The organism is Butyrivibrio sp. AE3003, from assembly GCF_000686065.1.
Lineage (GTDB): Bacteria > Bacillota > Clostridia > Lachnospirales > Lachnospiraceae > Butyrivibrio > Butyrivibrio hungatei_A.
Map to the genome: position 1 here is coordinate 2,570,602 of NZ_JMLX01000001.1, position 20,070 is coordinate 2,590,671.

The 20,070-nt window shown below is 39.8% G+C and carries 19 protein-coding genes and 1 tRNA gene; 5 read left to right on the top strand and 15 right to left on the bottom strand.

Annotated features, from left to right (window positions below; translation table 11 throughout):
* Nucleotides 1-3: 3 nt before the first annotated feature.
* The 3 genes from CD00_RS19455 to sufC are packed head-to-tail and all read right to left on the bottom strand — an operon-like array spanning nucleotide 4 to nucleotide 3,379.
* Nucleotides 4-1,173 (bottom strand): SufB/SufD family protein, encoded by a 1,170-nt coding sequence (locus CD00_RS19455; protein ID WP_026656241.1) that lies wholly within the window; start codon nucleotides 1,171-1,173, stop codon nucleotides 4-6.
* 13 nt (nucleotides 1,174-1,186) lie between these two features.
* The gene (sufB, locus tag CD00_RS0112335) at nucleotides 1,187-2,596 is read right to left on the bottom strand and encodes a Fe-S cluster assembly protein SufB (RefSeq protein ID WP_026656242.1); all 1,410 of its coding nucleotides are present in this window, start codon (nucleotides 2,594-2,596) and stop codon (nucleotides 1,187-1,189) included.
* Between the two features lie 27 nt (nucleotides 2,597-2,623).
* Nucleotides 2,624-3,379 (bottom strand): Fe-S cluster assembly ATPase SufC, encoded by a 756-nt coding sequence (gene sufC, locus CD00_RS0112340; RefSeq protein ID WP_026656243.1) that lies wholly within the window; start codon nucleotides 3,377-3,379, stop codon nucleotides 2,624-2,626.
* A 155-nt stretch (nucleotides 3,380-3,534) separates the two neighbouring features.
* Between sufC and CD00_RS0112345 the strand changes: the two genes are divergently transcribed.
* Together CD00_RS0112345 and CD00_RS0112350 are read left to right on the top strand one after the other, a co-directional pair.
* A tRNA-Gly gene (locus CD00_RS0112345) sits at nucleotides 3,535-3,605 on the top strand.
* A gap of 54 nt (nucleotides 3,606-3,659) precedes the next feature.
* Entirely contained in the window at nucleotides 3,660-4,556 is an 897-nt protein-coding gene (locus tag CD00_RS0112350) for a putative manganese transporter (RefSeq protein WP_026656244.1), read from the top strand.
* Nucleotides 4,557-4,667: 111 nt separating this feature from the next.
* Here CD00_RS0112350 and CD00_RS0112355 read toward each other — a convergent pair whose 3' ends face one another.
* The 10 genes from CD00_RS0112355 to CD00_RS18310 form a co-directional block, all read right to left on the bottom strand.
* Nucleotides 4,668-5,171 (bottom strand): hypothetical protein, encoded by a 504-nt coding sequence (locus tag CD00_RS0112355; RefSeq protein WP_026656245.1) that lies wholly within the window; start codon nucleotides 5,169-5,171, stop codon nucleotides 4,668-4,670.
* A gap of 28 nt (nucleotides 5,172-5,199) precedes the next feature.
* A complete protein-coding gene (locus CD00_RS20225) occupies nucleotides 5,200-5,472 on the bottom strand; it encodes a hypothetical protein (protein WP_207640498.1) in 273 nt (90 codons plus the stop codon).
* Between the two features lie 408 nt (nucleotides 5,473-5,880).
* Nucleotides 5,881-6,285, bottom strand: coding sequence for a hypothetical protein (locus tag CD00_RS0112365; protein WP_026656246.1), 405 nt, complete (start codon nucleotides 6,283-6,285; stop codon nucleotides 5,881-5,883).
* Nucleotides 6,286-6,289: 4 nt separating this feature from the next.
* A complete protein-coding gene (locus CD00_RS0112370; protein ID WP_026656247.1) occupies nucleotides 6,290-6,745 on the bottom strand; it encodes a hypothetical protein in 456 nt (151 codons plus the stop codon).
* A complete protein-coding gene (locus tag CD00_RS0112375; RefSeq protein ID WP_026656248.1) occupies nucleotides 6,742-12,297 on the bottom strand; it encodes a DUF6531 domain-containing protein in 5,556 nt (1,851 codons plus the stop codon). The genes CD00_RS0112370 and CD00_RS0112375 overlap by 4 nt, the downstream gene beginning before the upstream one ends.
* Nucleotides 12,298-12,302: 5 nt before the next feature.
* Nucleotides 12,303-12,605, bottom strand: a complete 303-nt coding sequence (locus CD00_RS0112380) for a hypothetical protein (protein ID WP_026656250.1) — start codon at nucleotides 12,603-12,605, stop codon at nucleotides 12,303-12,305.
* A gap of 21 nt (nucleotides 12,606-12,626) precedes the next feature.
* Nucleotides 12,627-13,007 carry a DUF5082 domain-containing protein gene (locus CD00_RS0112385; RefSeq protein ID WP_026656251.1) on the bottom strand — a complete coding sequence of 127 codons (381 nt, stop codon included), beginning with the start codon at nucleotides 13,005-13,007 and terminating at the stop codon, nucleotides 12,627-12,629.
* 309 nt (nucleotides 13,008-13,316) lie between these two features.
* Nucleotides 13,317-13,583 (bottom strand): hypothetical protein, encoded by a 267-nt coding sequence (locus CD00_RS18305; protein ID WP_051199119.1) that lies wholly within the window; start codon nucleotides 13,581-13,583, stop codon nucleotides 13,317-13,319.
* 163 nt (nucleotides 13,584-13,746) lie between these two features.
* Nucleotides 13,747-14,436 (bottom strand): hypothetical protein, encoded by a 690-nt coding sequence (locus CD00_RS0112395; RefSeq protein WP_026656252.1) that lies wholly within the window; start codon nucleotides 14,434-14,436, stop codon nucleotides 13,747-13,749.
* Nucleotides 14,433-15,578 (bottom strand): DUF3810 domain-containing protein, encoded by a 1,146-nt coding sequence (locus CD00_RS18310; RefSeq protein ID WP_051594188.1) that lies wholly within the window; start codon nucleotides 15,576-15,578, stop codon nucleotides 14,433-14,435. Before CD00_RS18310 ends, CD00_RS0112395 begins: the two co-directional genes overlap by 4 nt.
* A gap of 231 nt (nucleotides 15,579-15,809) precedes the next feature.
* On the opposite strand from CD00_RS18310, the gene CD00_RS0112405 reads away from it, so the two are divergent.
* From CD00_RS0112405 to CD00_RS0112415, 3 genes are read left to right on the top strand one after another with little or no spacing between them, the layout of a single operon-like run.
* Nucleotides 15,810-16,502 carry a response regulator transcription factor gene (locus tag CD00_RS0112405; RefSeq protein WP_026656253.1) on the top strand — a complete coding sequence of 231 codons (693 nt, stop codon included), beginning with the start codon at nucleotides 15,810-15,812 and terminating at the stop codon, nucleotides 16,500-16,502.
* 1 nt (nucleotide 16,503) lies between these two features.
* Nucleotides 16,504-17,808 carry a sensor histidine kinase gene (locus CD00_RS18315; protein WP_051594189.1) on the top strand — a complete coding sequence of 435 codons (1,305 nt, stop codon included), beginning with the start codon at nucleotides 16,504-16,506 and terminating at the stop codon, nucleotides 17,806-17,808.
* 6 nt (nucleotides 17,809-17,814) lie between these two features.
* Nucleotides 17,815-18,573 (top strand): RluA family pseudouridine synthase, encoded by a 759-nt coding sequence (locus tag CD00_RS0112415; RefSeq protein ID WP_026656254.1) that lies wholly within the window; start codon nucleotides 17,815-17,817, stop codon nucleotides 18,571-18,573.
* Here the strand turns inward: CD00_RS0112415 and CD00_RS0112420 are convergent.
* Both CD00_RS0112420 and CD00_RS0112425 read right to left on the bottom strand, forming a co-directional pair.
* Nucleotides 18,545-19,234, bottom strand: a complete 690-nt coding sequence (locus CD00_RS0112420; RefSeq protein ID WP_034462115.1) for a DUF4956 domain-containing protein — start codon at nucleotides 19,232-19,234, stop codon at nucleotides 18,545-18,547. The genes CD00_RS0112415 and CD00_RS0112420 overlap by 29 nt on opposite strands.
* A 38-nt stretch (nucleotides 19,235-19,272) precedes the next feature.
* A complete protein-coding gene (locus CD00_RS0112425) occupies nucleotides 19,273-20,049 on the bottom strand; it encodes a polyphosphate polymerase domain-containing protein (RefSeq protein ID WP_026656256.1) in 777 nt (258 codons plus the stop codon).
* Between the last annotated feature and the right edge of the window lie 21 nt (nucleotides 20,050-20,070).

The window sequence follows — 20,070 nt, forward strand, 5'->3', positions numbered from 1 at the left end:
CTGTTAAATAATATTCTGAATGTAGAATATAACTCTCTGTTCCAGTTCCTTATCGGGAATCGTTCTTGCAACGCTGTCAAGTCTTGCCCTGATCATCATGCGTTTTGCATTTTCTTCATCGATTCCTCTTGTCTGCATATAGAACAGCAGATCTTCGCCAAGCTGTCCTATCGTTGCGCCGTGTCTTCCGTCAACATCTTCTTCCTGACAAAGTATCACGGGCATGCTGCGATTTATAACGTCAGGGCTAAGCATAAGCGTATCTTCCTGCTCATCGCCTGCCGATCCCGAGCTTCCGTTCTTAAAATCAATGGTTCCTCTGAATACCTTTGTCGCGGAATCCATAAGAACTCCCTTTGCGTGCATTACAGAGTTTGTATTTTTTCCTCTTTGATCTGCAATGTAGTTCACATCGAGGAAATTGTCATATCTTACGAGATAGCCCATATTTGATATGAGTTCAGCCTCTTTTTCAACAAGGTTCACAAGACAACCTGTCCATGTCTTCTTGGCACCAAGTTCCAAAGTTGTAACACCGATCGATCCGCCCTTAAAACAAGCACCGCCGATATCATCGAAATGAATGAACTTATCGCCAAGCATCTGAATCTTATATATATTTATCTTTGCACCCTCTTCAGCAAGAAGTCTTGTGCTGATTCCATGGAAACCGCCAAAATCCTTTTCTGATTCATATGCAAGAATGACGTTTATCTCGGAACCTTTCTTGGCATGAATGACCTGTGATGATATACATCCTTCGCCGTCTTTCATCTTATACTCTATGATAACGGGTTCGGAAACTTTAACATTTTCCTCAACCGTATAAATATCACACTTAGCGCCTGCAGAGATCATGAGCTCGTCTACATCGATTCCCATTCCCGTTCTGATCGCCTGACCGTCGTTTCTTCCCGTCGTATCGGCGTTAGGGCCCGCAAATTCGCCTGTGGTATACATTATCCTGTCTTTATTCTTGATAAATATCTCGCCCGCTTTTGCAAAATCAACTCCGCGCTTTACATCTACGCCCTGAGGCATCTTGCTTGCATCCGGAGTTTCAAAGCTATCTATTTTTATATCTGATTCGGAAACTGTACTGTCATTGACCTTAAGAAAACCATATGTCAAAACAGGCAGCACATTAACCTTCATGTTCAAATCTTTGTTCATGTGAAGTCCCTTCTCAATGTCCGCTCATCTCAAGCTTAATAAGGTTATTCATCTCAACGGCATACTCAAGCGGAAGTTCCTTTGAAACAGGATTGGCAAATCCGCTTACGATCATCGCCTTAGCTTCTTCCTCACTTATTCCTCTGGACATAAGGTAGAAAATAGCATCATCGCTGATTCTTCCAATCTTAGCCTCGTGTCCTACATCAGCATCATCGGTTCTGATGTCCATTCCCGGAATTGTATCTGCTCTGGAAATGCTGTCTACCATAAGTGAATCACAAGAAACTGACGCTTTTGCCTTTTTAGCTGAACTCTGAATTACAACACTGCTTCTGTATGTTCCTATTCCGCCGTCCTTGGAAATGGACTTGGAATTGATAACCGAAGTTGTTCCCACTCCCTGATGCACCACCTTGGCACCTGTATCAAGATTCTGGCCTTTTCCGGCGAAAGTAATTCCGGTAAATTCCATCTTGGAGTGATCGCCCTTAAGAATTGTCATAGGATAAAGATATCCCGTATGAGATCCAAACGATCCCGATACCCACTCCATGATCCCGTTCTCTTCGATAAGAGCTCTCTTGGTATTGAGGTTATACATATTCTTGGACCAGTTCTCGATTGTGGAATAGCGAAGTCTCGCATTCTTTGCCACAAAGAGCTCAACAGCTCCCGCATGAAGATTGGCCACATTATACTTTGGTGCCGAGCATCCTTCTATGAAGTGAAGATCTGCACCTTCATCAACAATTATGAGAGTATGCTCAAACTGTCCTGCTCCTGCCGCATTAAGTCTGAAATAAGACTGAAGCGGAATATCTACCTTAACTCCCTTTGGCACATATACAAATGAACCTCCGGACCATACCGCTCCGTGAAGCGCTGCAAATTTGTGATCCGTAGGCGGTATAAGAGTCATAAAGTGACTCTTGATCATATCCGCGTATTCTGTTTTCATTGCGCTCTCAAGATCTGTATAAATAACACCCTGAGCTGCAACCTCATCTTTCACATTATGATATACAAGTTCTGAATCGTACTGGGCTCCGACACCTGCGAGAGATTCTCTCTCTGCCTGAGGAATACCAAGTCTTTCAAAAGTGTTCTTGATATCTTCCGGAACATCTTCCCAGTTATTCTTCATCTCAGACTTATGTCTTACATAAGATGTGATCCTGTCCATATCAAGACCTTCTATACTGGGTCCCCACTTTGGCATTTCCATCTCGTTGTATATCTTTAAGCACTTAAGTCTGAAATCCCTCATCCATTCAGGATCGTTCTTTTCTGCAGAAACCTTTAATACGGTTTCCTCATCAAGACCTTCCTCCATCCTGTAGAAGTCTTTTTCTGTCTCTATATCCTTAAATTCATATGCGCTGCGGTCTATCTCAACCACTTTCTGTTTGTTATCGCTCATATCAATCCTCTGTTATCCGGCCAATTATTACGCTTCTGAGATAAACTTCTCAAATCCGTTAGCATTGATTTCATCAACCAAAGATCCGTCACCTGTGCATACAAGATTACCCTTAACAAGCACATGTGTATAATCAACATGTAATGACTCAAGAATCTTGGTGCTGTGTGTGATTATAAGAAGTGCTCCGTCCTTTTTCTTCTGATACTCCTGAATGCCCTTAGATACTGTTCTTACAGCATCAACGTCAAGACCTGAGTCTGTCTCATCAAGAATAGCAAGTTTGGGATTTAACATAAGTAGCTGAAGAATCTCTGCCTTTTTCTTCTCACCACCCGAGAAACCAACGTTAAGGTCTCTGTCAGCATAAGCCTCATCCATAGAAAGAACTTCCATAGCAGCCTTAAGTGATTTCTGGAAAGCCATAAGCTTTACAGGTGCACCTGTCTGGGCATGAAAAGAATTTCTTATAAAACTGCTGAGTGAGATTCCGGGAATCTCATAAGGATTCTGGAATGACAGGAACATTCCTGCCTTTGCTCTCTTGTCTGCAGAAATATCGGTAATATCCTGTCCGTCAAAAATAATATTTCCCTCTGTCACACAATAATGAGGATTTCCCATAAGAGAATATCCAAGTGTAGACTTTCCTGCTCCGTTTGGGCCCATGAGAACATGAGTCTCTCCAGGCTTTATATCTAAATTGATCTTGTGCAGAATCGGCAACTCGTTATCTATTGATACAGATAAGTTTTTTACCTGTAATAAAGACGCATCTGACATGATAAATTTCCTTTCCGTGTTTTCCTACCAAGTTGGTAGGAAATATGATAACACCGCAAATTTGTATTGTCAATTTAAAAACAATGTAAAGTTTATCATAAAACCCCTTGACATACCATACAAAAGTAATTAAAATACAATCTTGTCAGTACCGTGCGGGTGTAGTTCAATGGTAGAACACTAGCCTTCCAAGCTAGATACGTGGGTTCGATTCCCATCACCCGCTTTACTGATTTTTTTTTTTCCCTTTTTTCTTTCTTATACAGCAAGGAGTTAATTCATGGAACTTATCATCGATGTTGTCATGGACGCGCTTATCGATTCTCTTAAGATACTCCCCTTTCTTTTTATAACCTACCTTTTAATGGAATATCTGGAGCACAAGACTCAGGAATATACGTCTGCGATTGTCCAAAAAACAGAATACTTCGGACCTTTGTGGGGCGGACTGATCGGCGTTTTTCCGCAGTGCGGATTTTCAGCCGCAGCTTCCAATCTCTACGCAGGCAGAGTTATAACGCTCGGAACCCTTATAGCGATCTATCTTTCAACTTCGGATGAGATGATACCGCTTTTTATATCAGAACAGGTTCCTGCCGTAATTATGATAAAGATACTGGTCATCAAAGCTGTCATCGGAATCATCGCAGGCTTTGTCATTGATGCAGTTGTTCACTGGCATCATCTTACTCACAATAAAAGGCTCGACGATCCGATTCAGATAAATGCCCTGTGTGAAAAAGAGCACTGTCACTGCGAAGAGGACGACCACAGCGGTTTTATCGGAATTGTAAAATCCGCATTTGTTCATACGATACACATTTTTGCTTTTGTTCTTGTTCTTACTTTGATATTGGGATTTGCAATCGAGCTTATCGGAGAAGATAAGTTATCTGAACTTCTTAAGACAAGTCCGGTGCTCAGCCACCTTCTTGCGGGAATTATCGGTCTTATTCCCAACTGTGCGGCTTCGGTCATAATCACAACCTTATATCTTGATAAGATGATCACTTTCGGAACCATGATGTCCGGTCTTTTGGTCGGAGCCGGAATCGGACTTTTGGTATTGTTCAGAGTAAACGATAATAAAAAAGAAAATATCAGAATCGCTATTCTTTTGTTCCTTATAGGAACTGTCGTAGGCGCTTTGCTTGACGTCCTTGGAATCGCATTATAAAGACAATTCAATAAGATTATATTTCTTTTGGGTCTTCTAACACTCATTTTTATAAATCGGCAGCTTCACTATGCCAGAGCTGCCGATTTACTACATCTTATTATGTAACGCTTATTCAACATCTGTCTGCAATAACTCTCCGACCAGTCGCGAATAATTAGTTGTTGCCGGATCAATAGTCACCTTGCCCTTTTTAAAACGTACTACCAATTCTTTCTTACTTCCAAGTTTAGCGTCCGTTATATCATCTTTGGAGTACTCTTTTGTAATGCCTAAGACACTCGTATGTATTATATTTTTTTGCGAAACAGTAACTTTCCAGTTTTTGCTAAATATAAAGCCTATGAGACCAATAGCAATAAATGCTATTCCCAAATAATAATGTCCTTTTGTTACCGTATTGGAATTTTTTGAAGTAACCATCATTGTAGTAGTAAAAATCACCCCTAAAACAACCCACAAAACACAAACTCCCGTCAATAACCCAGGAATCCTGATATCGTAAACCTCGCTCATACTGTCTGTCACATTATTCTTTTGTCCATTGTTCTTATAAAAAAATATTATCAATAAAGCCAGTATATTAACTAAGATTTTGATGCCATTACCCTTCATATATGTTTAGTCTCCATTTTTTATAAATTCATTTTATATCCACTACAACCTGTCCAAACTTACTATTAGGAAGATATATTAACTTATATTCTTCATTCTCATTTATTTCATAAGAATACAACCTCATTCTTTCAATCTTTCCATTTATCTCCATATCGACATATCTCCTCTCATAAAATTCAGGATTAGAATGACTATATCCTCTGGCAATTGCACTTTCAACACAATACGTTTTATCTAATACAAATGGCAAATCTAACACTAGTGGATAGTATCTATACAGCACTAACAATAATGCCACATATACAATCGGCGTAAAAATTATGTTTATAACTTTTTTAGCATTTTCACTTTCAAATTTTAAATGAGCAAGCAAACGTTTGTATCTTATCAATTTGACGGTTGCATATATTAATACAATTAACGCCGCTACAATATTTGAATACTCTCTAATATATACCTGTAGTCATTATCAACACTCACTTTCTGTGGAAAAGGTTGCTACGCCACAATAAATACCGCCTTTCCAACGTTTCAGCATTTCTATGGCGTACAACTATATAAAAAGCGAGTAAACTCCCCGCTCTTTATAAGTATTACATCTTCACTATATTTCTTCTCATTTATTCTTCAAATCTTGTATCCTTAATTGTACTTATTAAATATTTCACCTTTACATCACCTGACTCATTCTTTAGACAATTAAACATTACACTTCTTTTACACTGACATATCTTGACAGATTATCAACGATATCCTTTGACGAAATGTATGTACCAATATGAAGTTTCACTTCTCGATCCGCCATATATAAACAGAGCGTTTCTGTACTTACTCTAAAAAAACACTTAATAATATTTTCATATAGATACTGCTTCTTGTACAATAAGCCCTTTATTACAATTCTGTCCTCATATACATAGAAATGCTTTAATGAAATCCACATTAATGGAATAAGAAGAATCGAAGCTCCAATCGAGCTGATAAATATACAAAACAATCTCTTAGCCATTCCATTAAAATGTATTGTGGGATATGCTCCAAATCCTAGTGGAACAATAAGCACTGCAAACTTTAAATACTTTATGAAAAATTTTTCACGTTGTTCATACATAGATTTATAACTCCATGCCCTCCCTGCAGTTTTGACTTTTCAAGTAATCTAACAACACTTCAAAATTACATACATTATCTTCATATAACTCAACGAACGTATCATCATAATACACATGAATATACTCTCGTCTTGGTCCCTTATTCATTTTTTTCCTTCCAGTAATATATTGTTTAATTTCAGAAGCATTTATTGTTCTTTCCGGCTTAAACATTTTCTTTATAATCAATATATCTGAATCCACCTCTATTGAATTGATTATTATAGCTCCGAGTTTGCAAAAAGCATATGCCCCCATAGCTATGGTTGATGAAACAGCCAACGCCAAAATAATCACGAAATCCTTCGGTGTCGCACTATTTAATACTATTGCTACACACATTGCAACATATACACCAAAAGAAAGAAAAAATGATATGGTCTTAAAAATTTTATTTTTACATTTCACACTAAATTTCATGCACATTCCTCTTGCTTTCCAATATTCAAAATTGCTCCTAATAAATCACTTAAATTCCCCGACGAAATATCCGCTATATCATCCATTTCATCTCGCCACATCTTTACCATATTTTCAAAGTTTTCTCGTGACTTCTTAGATTGTCTGACAATATCTAAATACCGTTCTTCTAAACTTTTGGCAGCATTTTCATGACGAATTGCGCCTAGTACAGCATTATCCCTTTGCTTTGCAGATATACCTATTCTTGCCCACTTCCAATCATCTTCTGCTTTACGCACTTCAACTTTTAATGCATCACATATTCGTTTACATTTATTCGAATTAGCTCTTTCCAGAGATATAAGAGTGCTTTCTGCATCAGCAAATTTTCGTGCCTGCCTAATATCAATAACTTTTCCTATTTCATGACTTAAACCTGCTCCCAAAATATTTCCACAGAGATTTTCTTTTGCACTATCTACAATAACAGATGCATTGATTTTTTCCCCATTTACAATATTCTTTGTAATATCAGTCATCGTATCAAATGCAGAGTCAAACATTACACTTCCAAAACCACTCAAATTAGCTCCTAATACACTTCCTGCGCCTCCAGCTACTGCACTAACAGCAACTTCTCCCAAACTTATATTAGTACCTTTTTCCATAATCTGTGTACCAACATTCATCAGTGCTCCACTTACAGCTCCTCCAGCTATTGGTCCTGCAACTGCAGTTACTACTACTCCTGCTACTATCCCAGCCACATTACATCCTATTCCAACTGCTGTTTTATGTTCATTTACAAAATTGCCTATTTCAGCTCCCGCTTTATTGAATTTATCTATAGCATTAGTAACCCATTCGGGCTTATTGCCATCTCTATCGATTATTCCAACTGGATTCCCCCAGCAATAACCATAGTGATTAAGAGTAAACGGACTGTCAATAAATCCCTTCACGTTATCTTCAGACTGGAATCTACCCGTTTCCGCTTTGTAATATCTTGCCTGCGCAAACTTAAGTCCTGATACCTCGTCTTCCTGATAGCCGGTAAAAGCAAAGGGCTGAATGATATTACCATTTATTGTGTAAGCGTGTTTTGGCGCGTTATGGTTTCTGTTGTTTCTTACCCTTCCTGTATACGGATCGATATTTCTTCCAAAATCATCAAAAGCATATGCGCTTACAGAGCCTCCGTCTGTACCTGTCATGTACATTGGAGAGCCAAGCTCATCCTGAAGGTAATAGAAGTTACTTCCAGACTTTGACATTGATATTACGTTGTTGTCGTAAACAAAGCTCTCTGTTTCGCCGTTTACTGTTCTCTCAAGAAGGTTGTAGTAATCCTTTGAAAGATCGCAAAGATACTCTATTCTTTCTTCAGGTCTTGTAGACTCTACTCTAAATCCAAGACCGTTATAGCAGTTTTCAAGTTCTCCCTTATCCTTATCGACTACCTTTGAGAGCATATTTGTAGCATCAAAAGTAAAGGTTTTCTGCAAGAGACCATTTATAAATTCCTTTGTCTGGTTTCCTCTCTTATCATAGTCGTAAGTCTTAAGTATTGCCTGGGAATTATTGAGTTCCTTAGTTTCCACAAGTCTATCAAGGACATCATAAGTGTAAGATGTCTTTATAATCTCACCTGCTTCAACTGATGCTTCGGACATTGCCACCCTGTTTCCAAATGCATCATATTCATATGCTGCTTTTATTATTCCATCATGTGTTGACTTTATTAGACGACCAATGGCATCGTAGCTGTACTCATATCTTCCCGATACTTTATCAAGGCCACGTCTGTTTCTGTCAATACCGTTTATAAGTCCTGAATTGTCGTAAGAATAGAAATACCTATCAAGTACTCCTTCATTATCAGAACTTACCATCGATGCAAGGTTTCCACCCGGCATATATGTATAAGCCTGACTTACACCATTAGCAAATGTCTTCTTTGAAAGACGTCCAAAATCATCATAAGTATATCTTGTCTCTTCACCATTTCCTACGATACTTGAAAGCTGAAGCTTATCATCATAGTTATAAGAAACTACTCTTCCGTCAGAATATGTGAGCTTTGTTCTTTCACCTGTAGCGCCATACTCGTATGCCACAGTCCTGTTCTTAAAGTCTGTTACTTTTGTAAGGCGTCCAAAGATATCATTTTCAAGGATTGTCTTTCCGTACCAGTCATTTATCTGACTTAACTGGTTAAGTTCGTTATAAGAGAATGCAACGCTCCTTCCGTCAGCATACCCCACCTTTGTTACTGCTCCGACATTGTTATATTCATATGTTGTTGCATAGTTATCCCTGTCAGTCTTTTTCTTAAGTCTTCCATACTGGTCATATTCATAAGTTTCCTTCTGACCAAGAGCATCTGTAACTTCCGTAAGCCGGCCTGAAAGGTCATAGCCATAGATAGTCACATGACCGTCTTTTCCTACTGTAGGGAAGATGTCACCTGATTTTTCTTCTTCACTTACAAGCCCTTCTGCTCTGTGAACACTCTTAAGATTATCAAGCGCATCATAAGTATAGGCTGTCTCATTTCCAAGAGCATCTACTACACTCTTAAGGCGGCCTGTAGGTGTGTATGTATAAAGAGTTGTGTTGCTTCCGTCAATTACTTTCTTTACTCTTCCAAGTGCGTCATATTCATATTCAACACATCTTCCATCCGAGCCTGTTACTTTATTTACTCGGCTAAGAACATCATAGCCGTAATCAATCTCATAACCGTCAGCAAATTTTCTTGTCTTAACTCTTCCTGCTACATCGTATGTAAGTTCCTGCTCTGTTACGCCACAGAAACTTACTGCTGTAAGCCTTTTTCCTTCTGTATATGTGAACTTACGCACTCTTCCTGCTGCATCAGTGATCGAATCTATAAGATCCATTTTGGTATATTTGTAAGATACTTCATTTCCAAGAGCGTCCGTTTCCTTTGTCACTCTGTTTAAAAGATCATACTCACGCTTTGTCGTGTTTCCGAGAGTATCTTTAACTTCCGTAACATTACCTGATTCATCATATGTATAGCCTGTCTTATGACCAAGAGCATCTTTCTCTTCAGTTACTCTGTTGAGGGCATCATAAACATAGCTCTTTACCCTGACATCGCCAAGATACTCAGCCGTTACATTTCCGTTCTTATCATAATCATAGCCTGTTGTTCTTCCCTCGGGATCGGTGACTTTAATAGGTCTCATAAGAGGGTCGTACTCATACTTTATCTGCCCGCCGTTTGGAAGTATTACAAGCTCCTGCTTACCCATTACGTTATAGCTTATTTCTGTAATTCTTCCCGCTTCGTCTGTTACCTTTGAAACCCTTCCCATGATATTTACATCATAGCTTTTAAGAGTCCCATCAAATTCCTTAACAGAAGTCACTTTACCCGACTTATCATATCGGTATTCCCTTGTATTTCCAAGGGCATCTGTTGTCTTTACGATTCTGTCGGCATTATCGTACTCGTATGATGTTGTGGCTCCGTCTGCTGTCGTGGAAGAAATAACTCTATTAAGATTGTCATACTTATAGCTCGTCTTTACCCCGTCAGGATCTGTCACTGTAGCAACGTTTCCTCTGTTGTCGTAAGTGAAGTTTGGTCCTATTCCTCTATCATCGTAGATTGCTTTTAAGTTTCCGTCGCTGTATGCAAAAATGCTGGCATTTCCTCCGGGAAGTGCAATCTCTTTTATTGTGCCGTTTTTGTTATAAAAATATTTGTATGTATCATCTCTTGGTCCTTTTACGGTATGAATCTTTCCGTCTGCATTATATGTATAGTTTGTCTTGTTTCCAAGCGCATCAATAACCTGCGTTACATGCCCTCTGTTATCGTAAGCTACTCTTGTCGTGTTGCCATTCTTGTCAGTATGACTTGTTTTCTGGTTTCTACCGTTATATGTAAAACTCTCCTTACCGTCATAGTAGGCTGTCTCAACATGCCTTCCGAAGTCATCATGCGTATAAGTAACCTTATTTCCATTTCTCTCGGTTGCTACGATATTTTTATCTTCATCATTATATTTGTAAGTCATGGAAGTATTATCCGGGAAACTCTGCTTCTTAATGCGTCCCTGATTATCATACTCATTTGTAACTACCGTAATTCCTCTGGGATTTACTACATCCTTGATTCTTCCATCTTCTGTGTATGTAAACTTCCTTACTGCTCCGTCAGTTCCTTTTATCTCTGTGAGCCTGTCATCATCATAGGCATAAGAAACACACCTGCCCGCCTGATCGGTAACAGATGTCATAAGAGTAACTCTTATTTTTCCAAGTTCATTGAAGATACATTTTTCAAGATACTCAAATGTCAGAGTGTTTCCGTTCTTGGTACTTATATGTGTAACACAGCGCTTGCCTCCAACGATATCGTATGTAAAAGATACATTATCGCCGTCGAAATCTCCAAGCGCTACAAGATATCCCCTGTCATCAAATCTCTCATATGTGCCGTCATCCTGAGTGATAACATAGCCGTCGGAGAGCTTTTCAAGGAGTCCTTGTTCGCCCTGCGTTTCGAAGTAAAGGTCTTTGTCATATACATCGTCAATCTTTTTATACTCGACTTTACTTCCGTCAGACTTTTCTATCTTTATTATTCCGTCTTCTTCCACAATTCGCTTTTCAAAGGTATGCTTCCAGCCTTTTCCGAGGCGTCCGCCCTTTTTGTCCATTGCATTATAGAATCTTCCAAACGAAAGAGGATATTTACCTCCAAGTTCAATATCAACGTGTTCATTTATATAGTTTCCGCTGCACATATTTACAGGGTCATACTTAAGAATTGTACTGAGCACGTTCTTACCAAGTTTATCCACAAAACTTCCCGAACCCTGCGCTTTATTTACGCTGTCCTCAAGGAAATCACCAAGCCTTTCGATAACGCCCATCTCAATGTTGCCGTCACCATTTACAAGTAATCCCTTGCAGCTTCTGAGATCTTCAATCTCCTGTTTTAACTTGCCTATTCTATAAGGAAAACTAACAGACGATATCTTGGCCGCCTGCTGATTATCGAAATTGATGAACCTGTTGACAAGATCAAGGATCATTCCGTCCTTTGATGCGTCTCCGCAAAGATTCCCGTAAGCATTTGATGCCATAAAGAAATCGTATTCATCGCGGTTTCCGTACTTACTTCCAAACCTGCTGTGAATGTTATCCTTTAAAACCTCCATGCTTGTTGCCCATGTTTTATAAACTGAAGCACAGCCATGAAGTTCTATGTTAAGTCCTTCAAGAACGATCGTACTTATCTTGGCATCATCAGCTTCATCAACCGCAGCTTTAAATCCATTTACATACTCCGTAAGAATGGTTCTAAAGTCCCTTTCAATCCTTAGTATTTCATCAAGCTTTGCCTGCTCAACTGTTCCTACAAGGAGTTTTGCCTTATCGGCACTCTTTCCTTCCCAGTTTGCTTCCCCTGTAAAACTGTCCTGCGCTCTCTTATGCGCTGCAGCTTTTTCTTCATATTCATCCATAGCAGAAAAAAGGTCACTTATGTAAGCATTGAATTCTGCCATGTTTATCCATTTATTTTCCATAAGTATCAACCCTCTTCCCTATCTATTTTTGCGGCAATATTAATATCTGTTTCAACTATCTTGCCGGTACTGTTATCCAGAAGTGTTGCAGTATCAATACTTACAACATCCTTATATGTTGCTGTCAGATCTTTCTGTCTCTCAGCTATATATTTGATCATGTGGAGTGAGGCATCTTCGCCGATGAGTCCGGCTTTTGCCAAAGCAGAATCTTTAATCTCAAGAACGTTTGCAGAATCTTTTATATCTGAAATAAGCGCATCTACCGCCTGTTTCCCCAACTGTATCTTTTCACCTTTACCACTCATTGTTTACCATCCCCGCTATCCTTAATTTTGAGACTGTTCACGTTCGCGTTCACGCTCACGTTCACGTCGCTCCTCTTCTTCAATTCTTTCTATCTCAGCTTCAAGCTCTGCAATCTGAGACTCGGCTTCTCTTATCATCTTATCTATGGCACTTCTAAGCCGCGTACACTCGCCCTTTGCTCCGTCCATTCTAAAAACGCAGACGTTCTTAGCCTTAACTGCGTTCTGCTCGTTAACGCCAATCCACTCGCCTGCTCTGCTTAAATCTATTCCATCAAGTGTATCTTTCTGGGTCTCAATCTGTCTGATATAGCCGTCGATAACTGTCTGTTTCTCCCTCATTGCTCTGATATCTTCTCTGATTTTTTCAATCTTTCTTCTGCAATCCCCGATTCTACTCACCACAACCTCCAATACGTTGTTGTTACATATTTTTTACACAACAAACGTGCCAAGAACAGGCATATCTATCACTTTTGTGAATATTTATTTTTAATTATTCACAAACATTTGCAAAAGTATTATCACACAATCCAAACATGTTGTAAATCAAAAATAGTAAAAACTCGGAACGTTTTTCTATAACAAAGAGTCACATAAATATGAAAATACCCCGGTGCATACACACCGGGGGTTCTTATGTACTGACTAAAGCAATTGATTAAACTAGTGTTACCTGTTGTTTAATAAATCTAATTGAATTAGCTATTATTATTTTGCTGATGAAGCCTCTGCTGAAGCGTCTGAAGATGCCTCAGATGAAGCGTCTGATGAAGCGTCTGAAGATGCATCAGATGAAGCGTCTGTAGCTTCTTCTGTTGTCTCTTCTGTAGCAGCCTCTTCTACTGAGAAAGCTTCTACAGATGCCTCTACAGATGTAGCCTCTGTAGCTGCCTCTTCTGCTGCCTCACCGCAACCAGCAAGAACTGCTGCTGAAAGTGTTAAAACTGAAAGTAATGTAACGATATTCTTCTTCATAATATATTCTCCTCTTTTCTGCATACTTTGCAATTACGAATTATTGCAAACAATTGCTTCAGTACAGTTATAGATTATATATTGTGAATAGAATAATGTCACCGACAAATCGACGCATAATATCTTAAGATTTCCTTAATATTTTGTGCAATTCTCACAAAATTTATTGATTTTGAATGTCCGCTACCCCTCCGCCGGCCGACTTATCATAGCTTAGTGTTATGAATATTCCATCTCTTGATGCCTGGTTAAAGTCTCCGCAGACAAACGTAAATGAGTTGCCTCCGTCATCTTTTATAACAATTTCCCACTGCGTACTGTCTATTTTGATATCAAGATCGACGCCCACAAGTGTATATCCGGAAGCAAGCGTAACTCCCTCATCAAGCAGATTTGCAGAGTATGCATCACTTGTAAGGTCATGAAGTGCCATCTCTGTTATCATAAATTCCGTGTTATTTATAATAGTTGCATTTATCATTGCTTCTTTTAGAGCTGCTTCTCTCTTTGCATTATCTTCAGCAAGTTTTGCATCAAGCGTTGCCTGAATACCCTGATATTCAGTAGTAAGTTCCGTCATCTTCGGTCCATAGTATTCAAGCATACTGTCACTCATTTTGCTAAAATCCTTATTCTCAATAACCGTTTCTTTTTGCGCAAGCTCATCAAGAGTTCCTCTAAGACTTGAGTCTGTTATATCAAGGTACGTATTCTCCGCATGATTTTTTGCCTCAACAAGTGCCGCTTTTAATGCCTCGGCCTCACTTAATTTCTCAGCCGAAGGTTTACACGCAACAAGCAGGAGCGCCATAATAAGCGTTCCTGCTCCGCTAATTAACTTGCCACTTTTCATATCTTGTCCCCCGATTCGTTTTCTGCGTACTCGGGCTCATTGTAATAGTAATCCATGATAAGTGCAACTACATGACAATAACTTACTTTTCCTGACAACACTCCGTTCACTTTAAGATTAGTATCTATGAAGGTTTCAGCCGCTTTTTTTACTGTAGCAGTCTTAACTACAGCCTTCTTCTCAACTTCGACCCACGCTTCCTTTGTAAGGAACTGGTTGTCATACTTTACCCTGTCAGAAATCTTCACGTGTGAATTGTATTCCTGTTTGCTGACAGCGTTATAAAAATCATTATTTATATAATTAAGAACTCCCAAATATCCGCTGTATCTAAATACAACGTCATCAGATTTTACACAGGCAAGAAATCCAAAGAAATTTGCTTCATCTTCATATATGTACCCGTGAGTATGTGCGAGTTCATGGCACATCGTAAATGGCTTATTCATTATAGACATCGTATCATTATAGTTTGCTTCCATTGAGAACGGAAAGTAATACCCTTGCATGTACTGCTGGCTCATAAATCCCGAGAAATGAAGGGGCTTTGGTGTCACATAATATCCGCCGAGTCTCGGAAATTCTCCTTCAAGATTCTTCATTGCAAGGATGGCCTGATCCTGCATGTTCCCGCTATATATAACGTTGCCTCTCTCATCATGCGGAACCTGTTCTGCAAGTTCATTACATCTTCGAACCACGAAATCTCGCATCTCCGCAAGCTGAGCAAGATCATAATCCTTGGTAAATCCCGTCTCTGTCACTTTAAGTTTTGATGTGTGATACAGAACAAAGCAGTTAAGCGACATTATCGTGCATACAATCGCCATCATAACGGGTGACACTCTGTGGAGGATCCCTGAAATTCTATTGAATACTTTTTCTGCGGAAAAGAATCTTTGACTCTTGTTTATCGCAAACTTTGAATATATCCAAAACACGGTGTGTACACCTATAAACAGAATTGCAAAAGCCGTAAACAAAACGATAAATACCAACATGATCTCGCCTACAGAAAAAGCAACCTTACTTGTAAGTGCTCCATATACCGATGTTATCTTCGGATATATGTTCGTGACGTAGAAGTCAGAAAAGGCCGCACTTTTCCATGCGGCCAAATTAAAGATAATACAAAATGCCATTATTAAGGTTATTTTTAAGGAGAATACTTTTTTTTTCGTGCATTTTTCTGACTCCCTGTTTCCTAAAATTCATTTATGAATATTCTACATTAAAAATATGGACTGAAAATGACCAAACTATTGAAAAATCGTTCATATTTTATACATATATTTGTTTTTAAATTTCTTTAATCCTTCTCCCAATATGGTAAAATTATCTTGAAAAGGAAATCCCTTTGCGGAGGTTCACATATGCGACTGCTTCTTGCTGATGACGAAAAAGAATTATCCAACGCTCTCGTAGCTATATTAAAACACAGCAGCTACACGGTAGATGCTGTCTACAACGGGACGGATGCCTTAGACTACGCACTTACGGGAAACTACGACGGAATAATCCTGGACATTATGATGCCCGGACTTGATGGAACGGAGGTCCTTAAAAAGCTGCGAACCGTAGGAATATCTACTCCCGTTCTTTTTTTGACCGCAAAATCCGAAGTTGATGACCGTATAAAAGGACTGGATCTTGGCGCCGATGACTACCTGACCAAACCCTTCGACATGGGGGAACTTCTTGCCAGAGTTCGCGCAATGCTTCGAAGGAAATCGGATTTTTCACCGGTCAACCTGACTTGCGGAAATTTGACCCTTGATAGAAACGTATATGAACTGTCCACTCCGAATCACAAGCGGATAAGACTTGCCGGACGCGAATTCCAGATGATGGAAATGCTCATGGATAATCCGGGAAGAATAGTCTCCGTTGATACCTTCATGTCACATATCTGGTCTGACGGTGAAGCCGACGTCAATGTGGTATGGGTTAACATCTCAAACCTTCGAAAAAAGATCCTTTCTCTTCATGCAAACTGCGAAATAAAGGCTTGCAGAGGTGTCGGATATTCAATAAATGAGAAAAAACCAGGTAAACCGGAGCTGTAAGATGGTAAATAAATTAAGAAAAAAATTTGTTATAACCGCAATTTTATCACTGCTCCTGATTCTTGTTACGATGATCGGCATCATAAATGCCATCAACATGCATCAGGTCGTTTCTGATGCAGACAACATGCTGGCAATCCTCTCATCAAATAACGGATACTTTCCGGCAAAGATTCTTTATAACAAAGCACCGAAAGTCACTTTTTCCAAAAATAATACCGGTTCTTTCGATTGGGACGTGATCAACTCCAATCATTCGACTGAGTCGCCCTTTCAGACACGATATTTCTGGGTAAAAATGGACTCTTATGCCAATACGATCAGAATAAATACCGTGCACATTGCATCCGTCTCTCACGATATAGCAGAGGAATATGCAAAAGACCTGTACTTTTCAAACTCAAGAAAGCTCGGATTTTATCATTCCTACAGATATCTGATATCAGATGCCGAAGACGGCACGAAACTTCTGCTGTTTCTGGATCTTAGTACCGCGATAATAAACGCCAAGCACTTAATGATCCAATCGCTGGCAATCGGCGTACTTGCGCTTATTGCCATGTTTATTCTGGTATTTCTTTTTTCCGGACAGGCTGTTGCACCTGCCGTTGAATCCTTGGAGAAGCAAAAGAGATTTATCACGGATGCAGGCCACGAGCTCAAAACCCCTCTCGCCGTGATATCTGCAAACATCGATGTTCTTGAGCTTGAGCAGGGCAAAAACGAGTGGACAACGAGCATACGGAATCAGCTAAAGCGCATGAACAGCCTTGTAAAGAACATGCTGACACTTTCCAGAATGGATGAAGAGAGAATGCACGTTGTATTTACAGACTTTGACCTTAGCGAAACGCTCAAGGATGCTGCAGTTTCTTTTGAACCGATTGCTGAAGCACAGGAAAAAAACTACAAGATCGATATTCCGGACGGAATACATATTGTAGGTAACAAGAGCTCAATGAACCAGCTCGCCTGCCTGCTTATAGACAACGCTTTTAAATATTCGTCTTCATACGGAAGCATCCACGTGCTGTTGTCTGTGAATAAGCACATTGTCTTTGAAGTTTCCAATACCTGTGATACAATTCCTTACGGTAATCTGGACAGGCTCTTTGACCGTTTCTACAGAGCCGACTTATCAAGAAGCAGGGAAACAGGCGGATACGGCATAGGTCTTTCCGTTGCAAGGGCTATCGTCACTTCCCACAGCGGAACGATCGAAGCGCTTCGAGACGGCGACAAAATAATAAGATTTGTCGTAACGCTTCCGAAACAACAGACCAAAAATACACAAAAGAATAAATAAGGTGCTATGAATACTACACTTAAGATAATACATGAAGATAATGACATTATTGTTTGCCACAAGCCCGCCGGAATGGCGACAGAAGGCGCTACGGTCGGCAAGATGGACCTTGTGAGCAGCATTCGTAATTATCTTGCACGCAAAAACAGAGCGGCCGGCAAGACCGGCAAGCCTCCATATGTCGGAACCCTCTACAGACTCGATCAGCCCGTAGAGGGTGTCGTTGTCGTTGCCAAAAATAAAGCAGCAGCCACTTTTATCGCCAAGCAGATAAAAGAACACACCACCGACAAGTACTACTATGCCCTTTGCTACGGAAACATGGCAGACGACGCCGGACATCTTGAAGATCTTCTTGTAAGAAAACAGAACGATGGCCTGGCGCTCGTAGTGAGTAGAAAGGAGGCAAACTCACTAAAGAACCAGACCATCATCCTGGGTAAGGGCCAAGAACAGCGTATTTTTTCCGGAGAGATAAAGAAAGCTGTTCTCGACTATGAGGTTATGCAAAGAGATGAAAACTCATCGCTTTTGAAAATAAAGCTTCAGACCGGGCGTTTCCACCAGATCAGGGTACAACTTGCTCACATGGGACACCCCATCCTCGGCGATAGGAAATACGGAACAAAAGAGTCCCTTAAGTATTCCGAAAAAGTAGGTAAGACCAACGTGTGTCTTGCCTGCTACCGATTTGGTTTTGTGCATCCTTCGAGCAAGAAAAAAGTGTTTTTCGAGATTACAATTCCTCAGTCTTTGAAGCTATAGACCTTGAACAGATAATCTCCAGATTTCCGTTTCTTTCACGCATTTCGTCGAGCATGCTCTTTGTTGAAGCTTTTGCTCTCAATACTACTTTGTAGCTAAGTCTGTAAAGGCTTCCCATTGCTGTGGTCCTTACTTCCATCAGTTCAGCCTTGTTAGTGTATCTTTCAAATATGTCATCAAATATTCCTTCAAAATCAAGTCCCTCGGGAACTGTGATCTTAAGATATTTTTCACCGTTAGCACCATTAAACATATTAATGTTTGAAAAGATCAGGTTTGCAAGTGTGATAAAAACTACGAAAATCACTGCTATACCGATATATCCCATCCCGGTTGCCAAACCTGCCGCCATTGAAAGGAATATGCTAGTTATCTCTTTTCCCGAACCCGGTGCGGATCTGAAGCGGACAAGTGAGAATGCTCCCGCTACCGCAACTCCCGCTCCGATGTTTCCGTTTACCAACATGATGATAACCTGTACTATCGCCGGTATCAGCGCCAACGCCACTACAAAGCTACCGGTGTAATCATTTTTTATGGTGTACATAAAAGCAATATATACGCCAATTGCCAAAGAACATAGAATAGAGATAATAAATGTCAAACCTGTAATCGTGCCGTTAGGCATTATTGTGCCGAAAACTATGTCTGTCGTTGTCATGCTGTCAATACTCCCTTCAACTTGTCATTATGTCTTTGTCATACTGCTCTACGCAGTGCAACAATCTTAGATTTGTCTTCTTTCTTAGGTATGATACCTTTGTTGGCCATTTCAGTTGTCTGGCCATACATATACTCAAGATATCCTCTTCCGTACTTGGAAAAAGATGTCTTTCTGATATTAAGCTCGTCAAGGATTTTAGCCAGTTCAGGAGACATAGCTCCGGCGATCTTAAGCTCCATAAGGTGTTGTCCCGGAAGCAAGATATCATGTCCGGCATTGCCCTCCTTGAGACTAAGCTTATCGGTTCTCCATCTGATATTTGTATCAAATGTGATCCTAAGTTCAGGGTCATTTATCCCCACCATCGCGATACGGTCATACGAAATAACCATCGCAGGTGCAAGCCCCTTGTAATACTTAAGGAAATAGTCTATCTCATTGGAAATCTGAGACTTTTCCTTTGGCTCCTTATGATTCATAAGGTAGTCAACCGCTTCTGAATATGGCATTGAAATTCTTCTTTTGTATACAACTCCCTTAAACTTTTTCTTGATCTCGATAAAAGATGTTGTGTCATCTTTGGCCGTTCCATAACTTCTAAGACGAAGTTTCTCCTTATAAACGGGCTTCTCCAAAGATCTTTCGATCAGTTTAAAGTCAGGTGTATCAAAATAAATGTTCTGGATGGAAGTCTTACCATAGCTGTCCACTTTGGCCATATTCTCAAGCTTTTTCATGAGCTTTGTATATTGCTCATCATCAAGCAGATATTTAACTTCAATTCTTTGAAACACATCTTTGAACCCTGCCATTCCTTCTCCTTTCCGAATGAA

Excerpts from the sequence above, each read along its gene's own strand:
- CD00_RS18310 (WP_051594188.1), bottom strand. The coding sequence starts at position 15,578 with ATGGCATTTTGTATTATCTTTAATTTGGCCGCATGGAAAAGTGCGGCC.
- CD00_RS0112370 (WP_026656247.1), bottom strand. The coding sequence starts at position 6,745 with ATGAAATTTAGTGTGAAATGTAAAAATAAAATTTTTAAGACCATATCA.
- CD00_RS0112405 (WP_026656253.1), top strand. The coding sequence starts at position 15,810 with ATGCGACTGCTTCTTGCTGATGACGAAAAAGAATTATCCAACGCTCTC.
- CD00_RS0112395 (WP_026656252.1), bottom strand. The coding sequence starts at position 14,436 with ATGAAAAGTGGCAAGTTAATTAGCGGAGCAGGAACGCTTATTATGGCG.
- CD00_RS0112415 (WP_026656254.1), top strand. The coding sequence starts at position 17,815 with ATGAATACTACACTTAAGATAATACATGAAGATAATGACATTATTGTT.
- CD00_RS0112380 (WP_026656250.1), bottom strand. The coding sequence starts at position 12,605 with ATGAGTGGTAAAGGTGAAAAGATACAGTTGGGGAAACAGGCGGTAGAT.
- sufB (WP_026656242.1), bottom strand. The coding sequence starts at position 2,596 with ATGAGCGATAACAAACAGAAAGTGGTTGAGATAGACCGCAGCGCATAT.
- CD00_RS0112350 (WP_026656244.1), top strand. The coding sequence starts at position 3,660 with ATGGAACTTATCATCGATGTTGTCATGGACGCGCTTATCGATTCTCTT.
- CD00_RS0112375 (WP_026656248.1), bottom strand. The coding sequence starts at position 12,297 with ATGGAAAATAAATGGATAAACATGGCAGAATTCAATGCTTACATAAGT.
- CD00_RS0112365 (WP_026656246.1), bottom strand. The coding sequence starts at position 6,285 with ATGTATGAACAACGTGAAAAATTTTTCATAAAGTATTTAAAGTTTGCA.
- CD00_RS18315 (WP_051594189.1), top strand. The coding sequence starts at position 16,504 with ATGGTAAATAAATTAAGAAAAAAATTTGTTATAACCGCAATTTTATCA.
- sufC (WP_026656243.1), bottom strand. The coding sequence starts at position 3,379 with ATGTCAGATGCGTCTTTATTACAGGTAAAAAACTTATCTGTATCAATA.
- CD00_RS19455 (WP_026656241.1), bottom strand. The coding sequence starts at position 1,173 with ATGAACAAAGATTTGAACATGAAGGTTAATGTGCTGCCTGTTTTGACA.
- CD00_RS0112425 (WP_026656256.1), bottom strand. The coding sequence starts at position 20,049 with ATGGCAGGGTTCAAAGATGTGTTTCAAAGAATTGAAGTTAAATATCTG.
- CD00_RS18305 (WP_051199119.1), bottom strand. The coding sequence starts at position 13,583 with ATGAAGAAGAATATCGTTACATTACTTTCAGTTTTAACACTTTCAGCA.
- CD00_RS0112420 (WP_034462115.1), bottom strand. The coding sequence starts at position 19,234 with ATGACAACGACAGACATAGTTTTCGGCACAATAATGCCTAACGGCACG.
- CD00_RS0112355 (WP_026656245.1), bottom strand. The coding sequence starts at position 5,171 with ATGAAGGGTAATGGCATCAAAATCTTAGTTAATATACTGGCTTTATTG.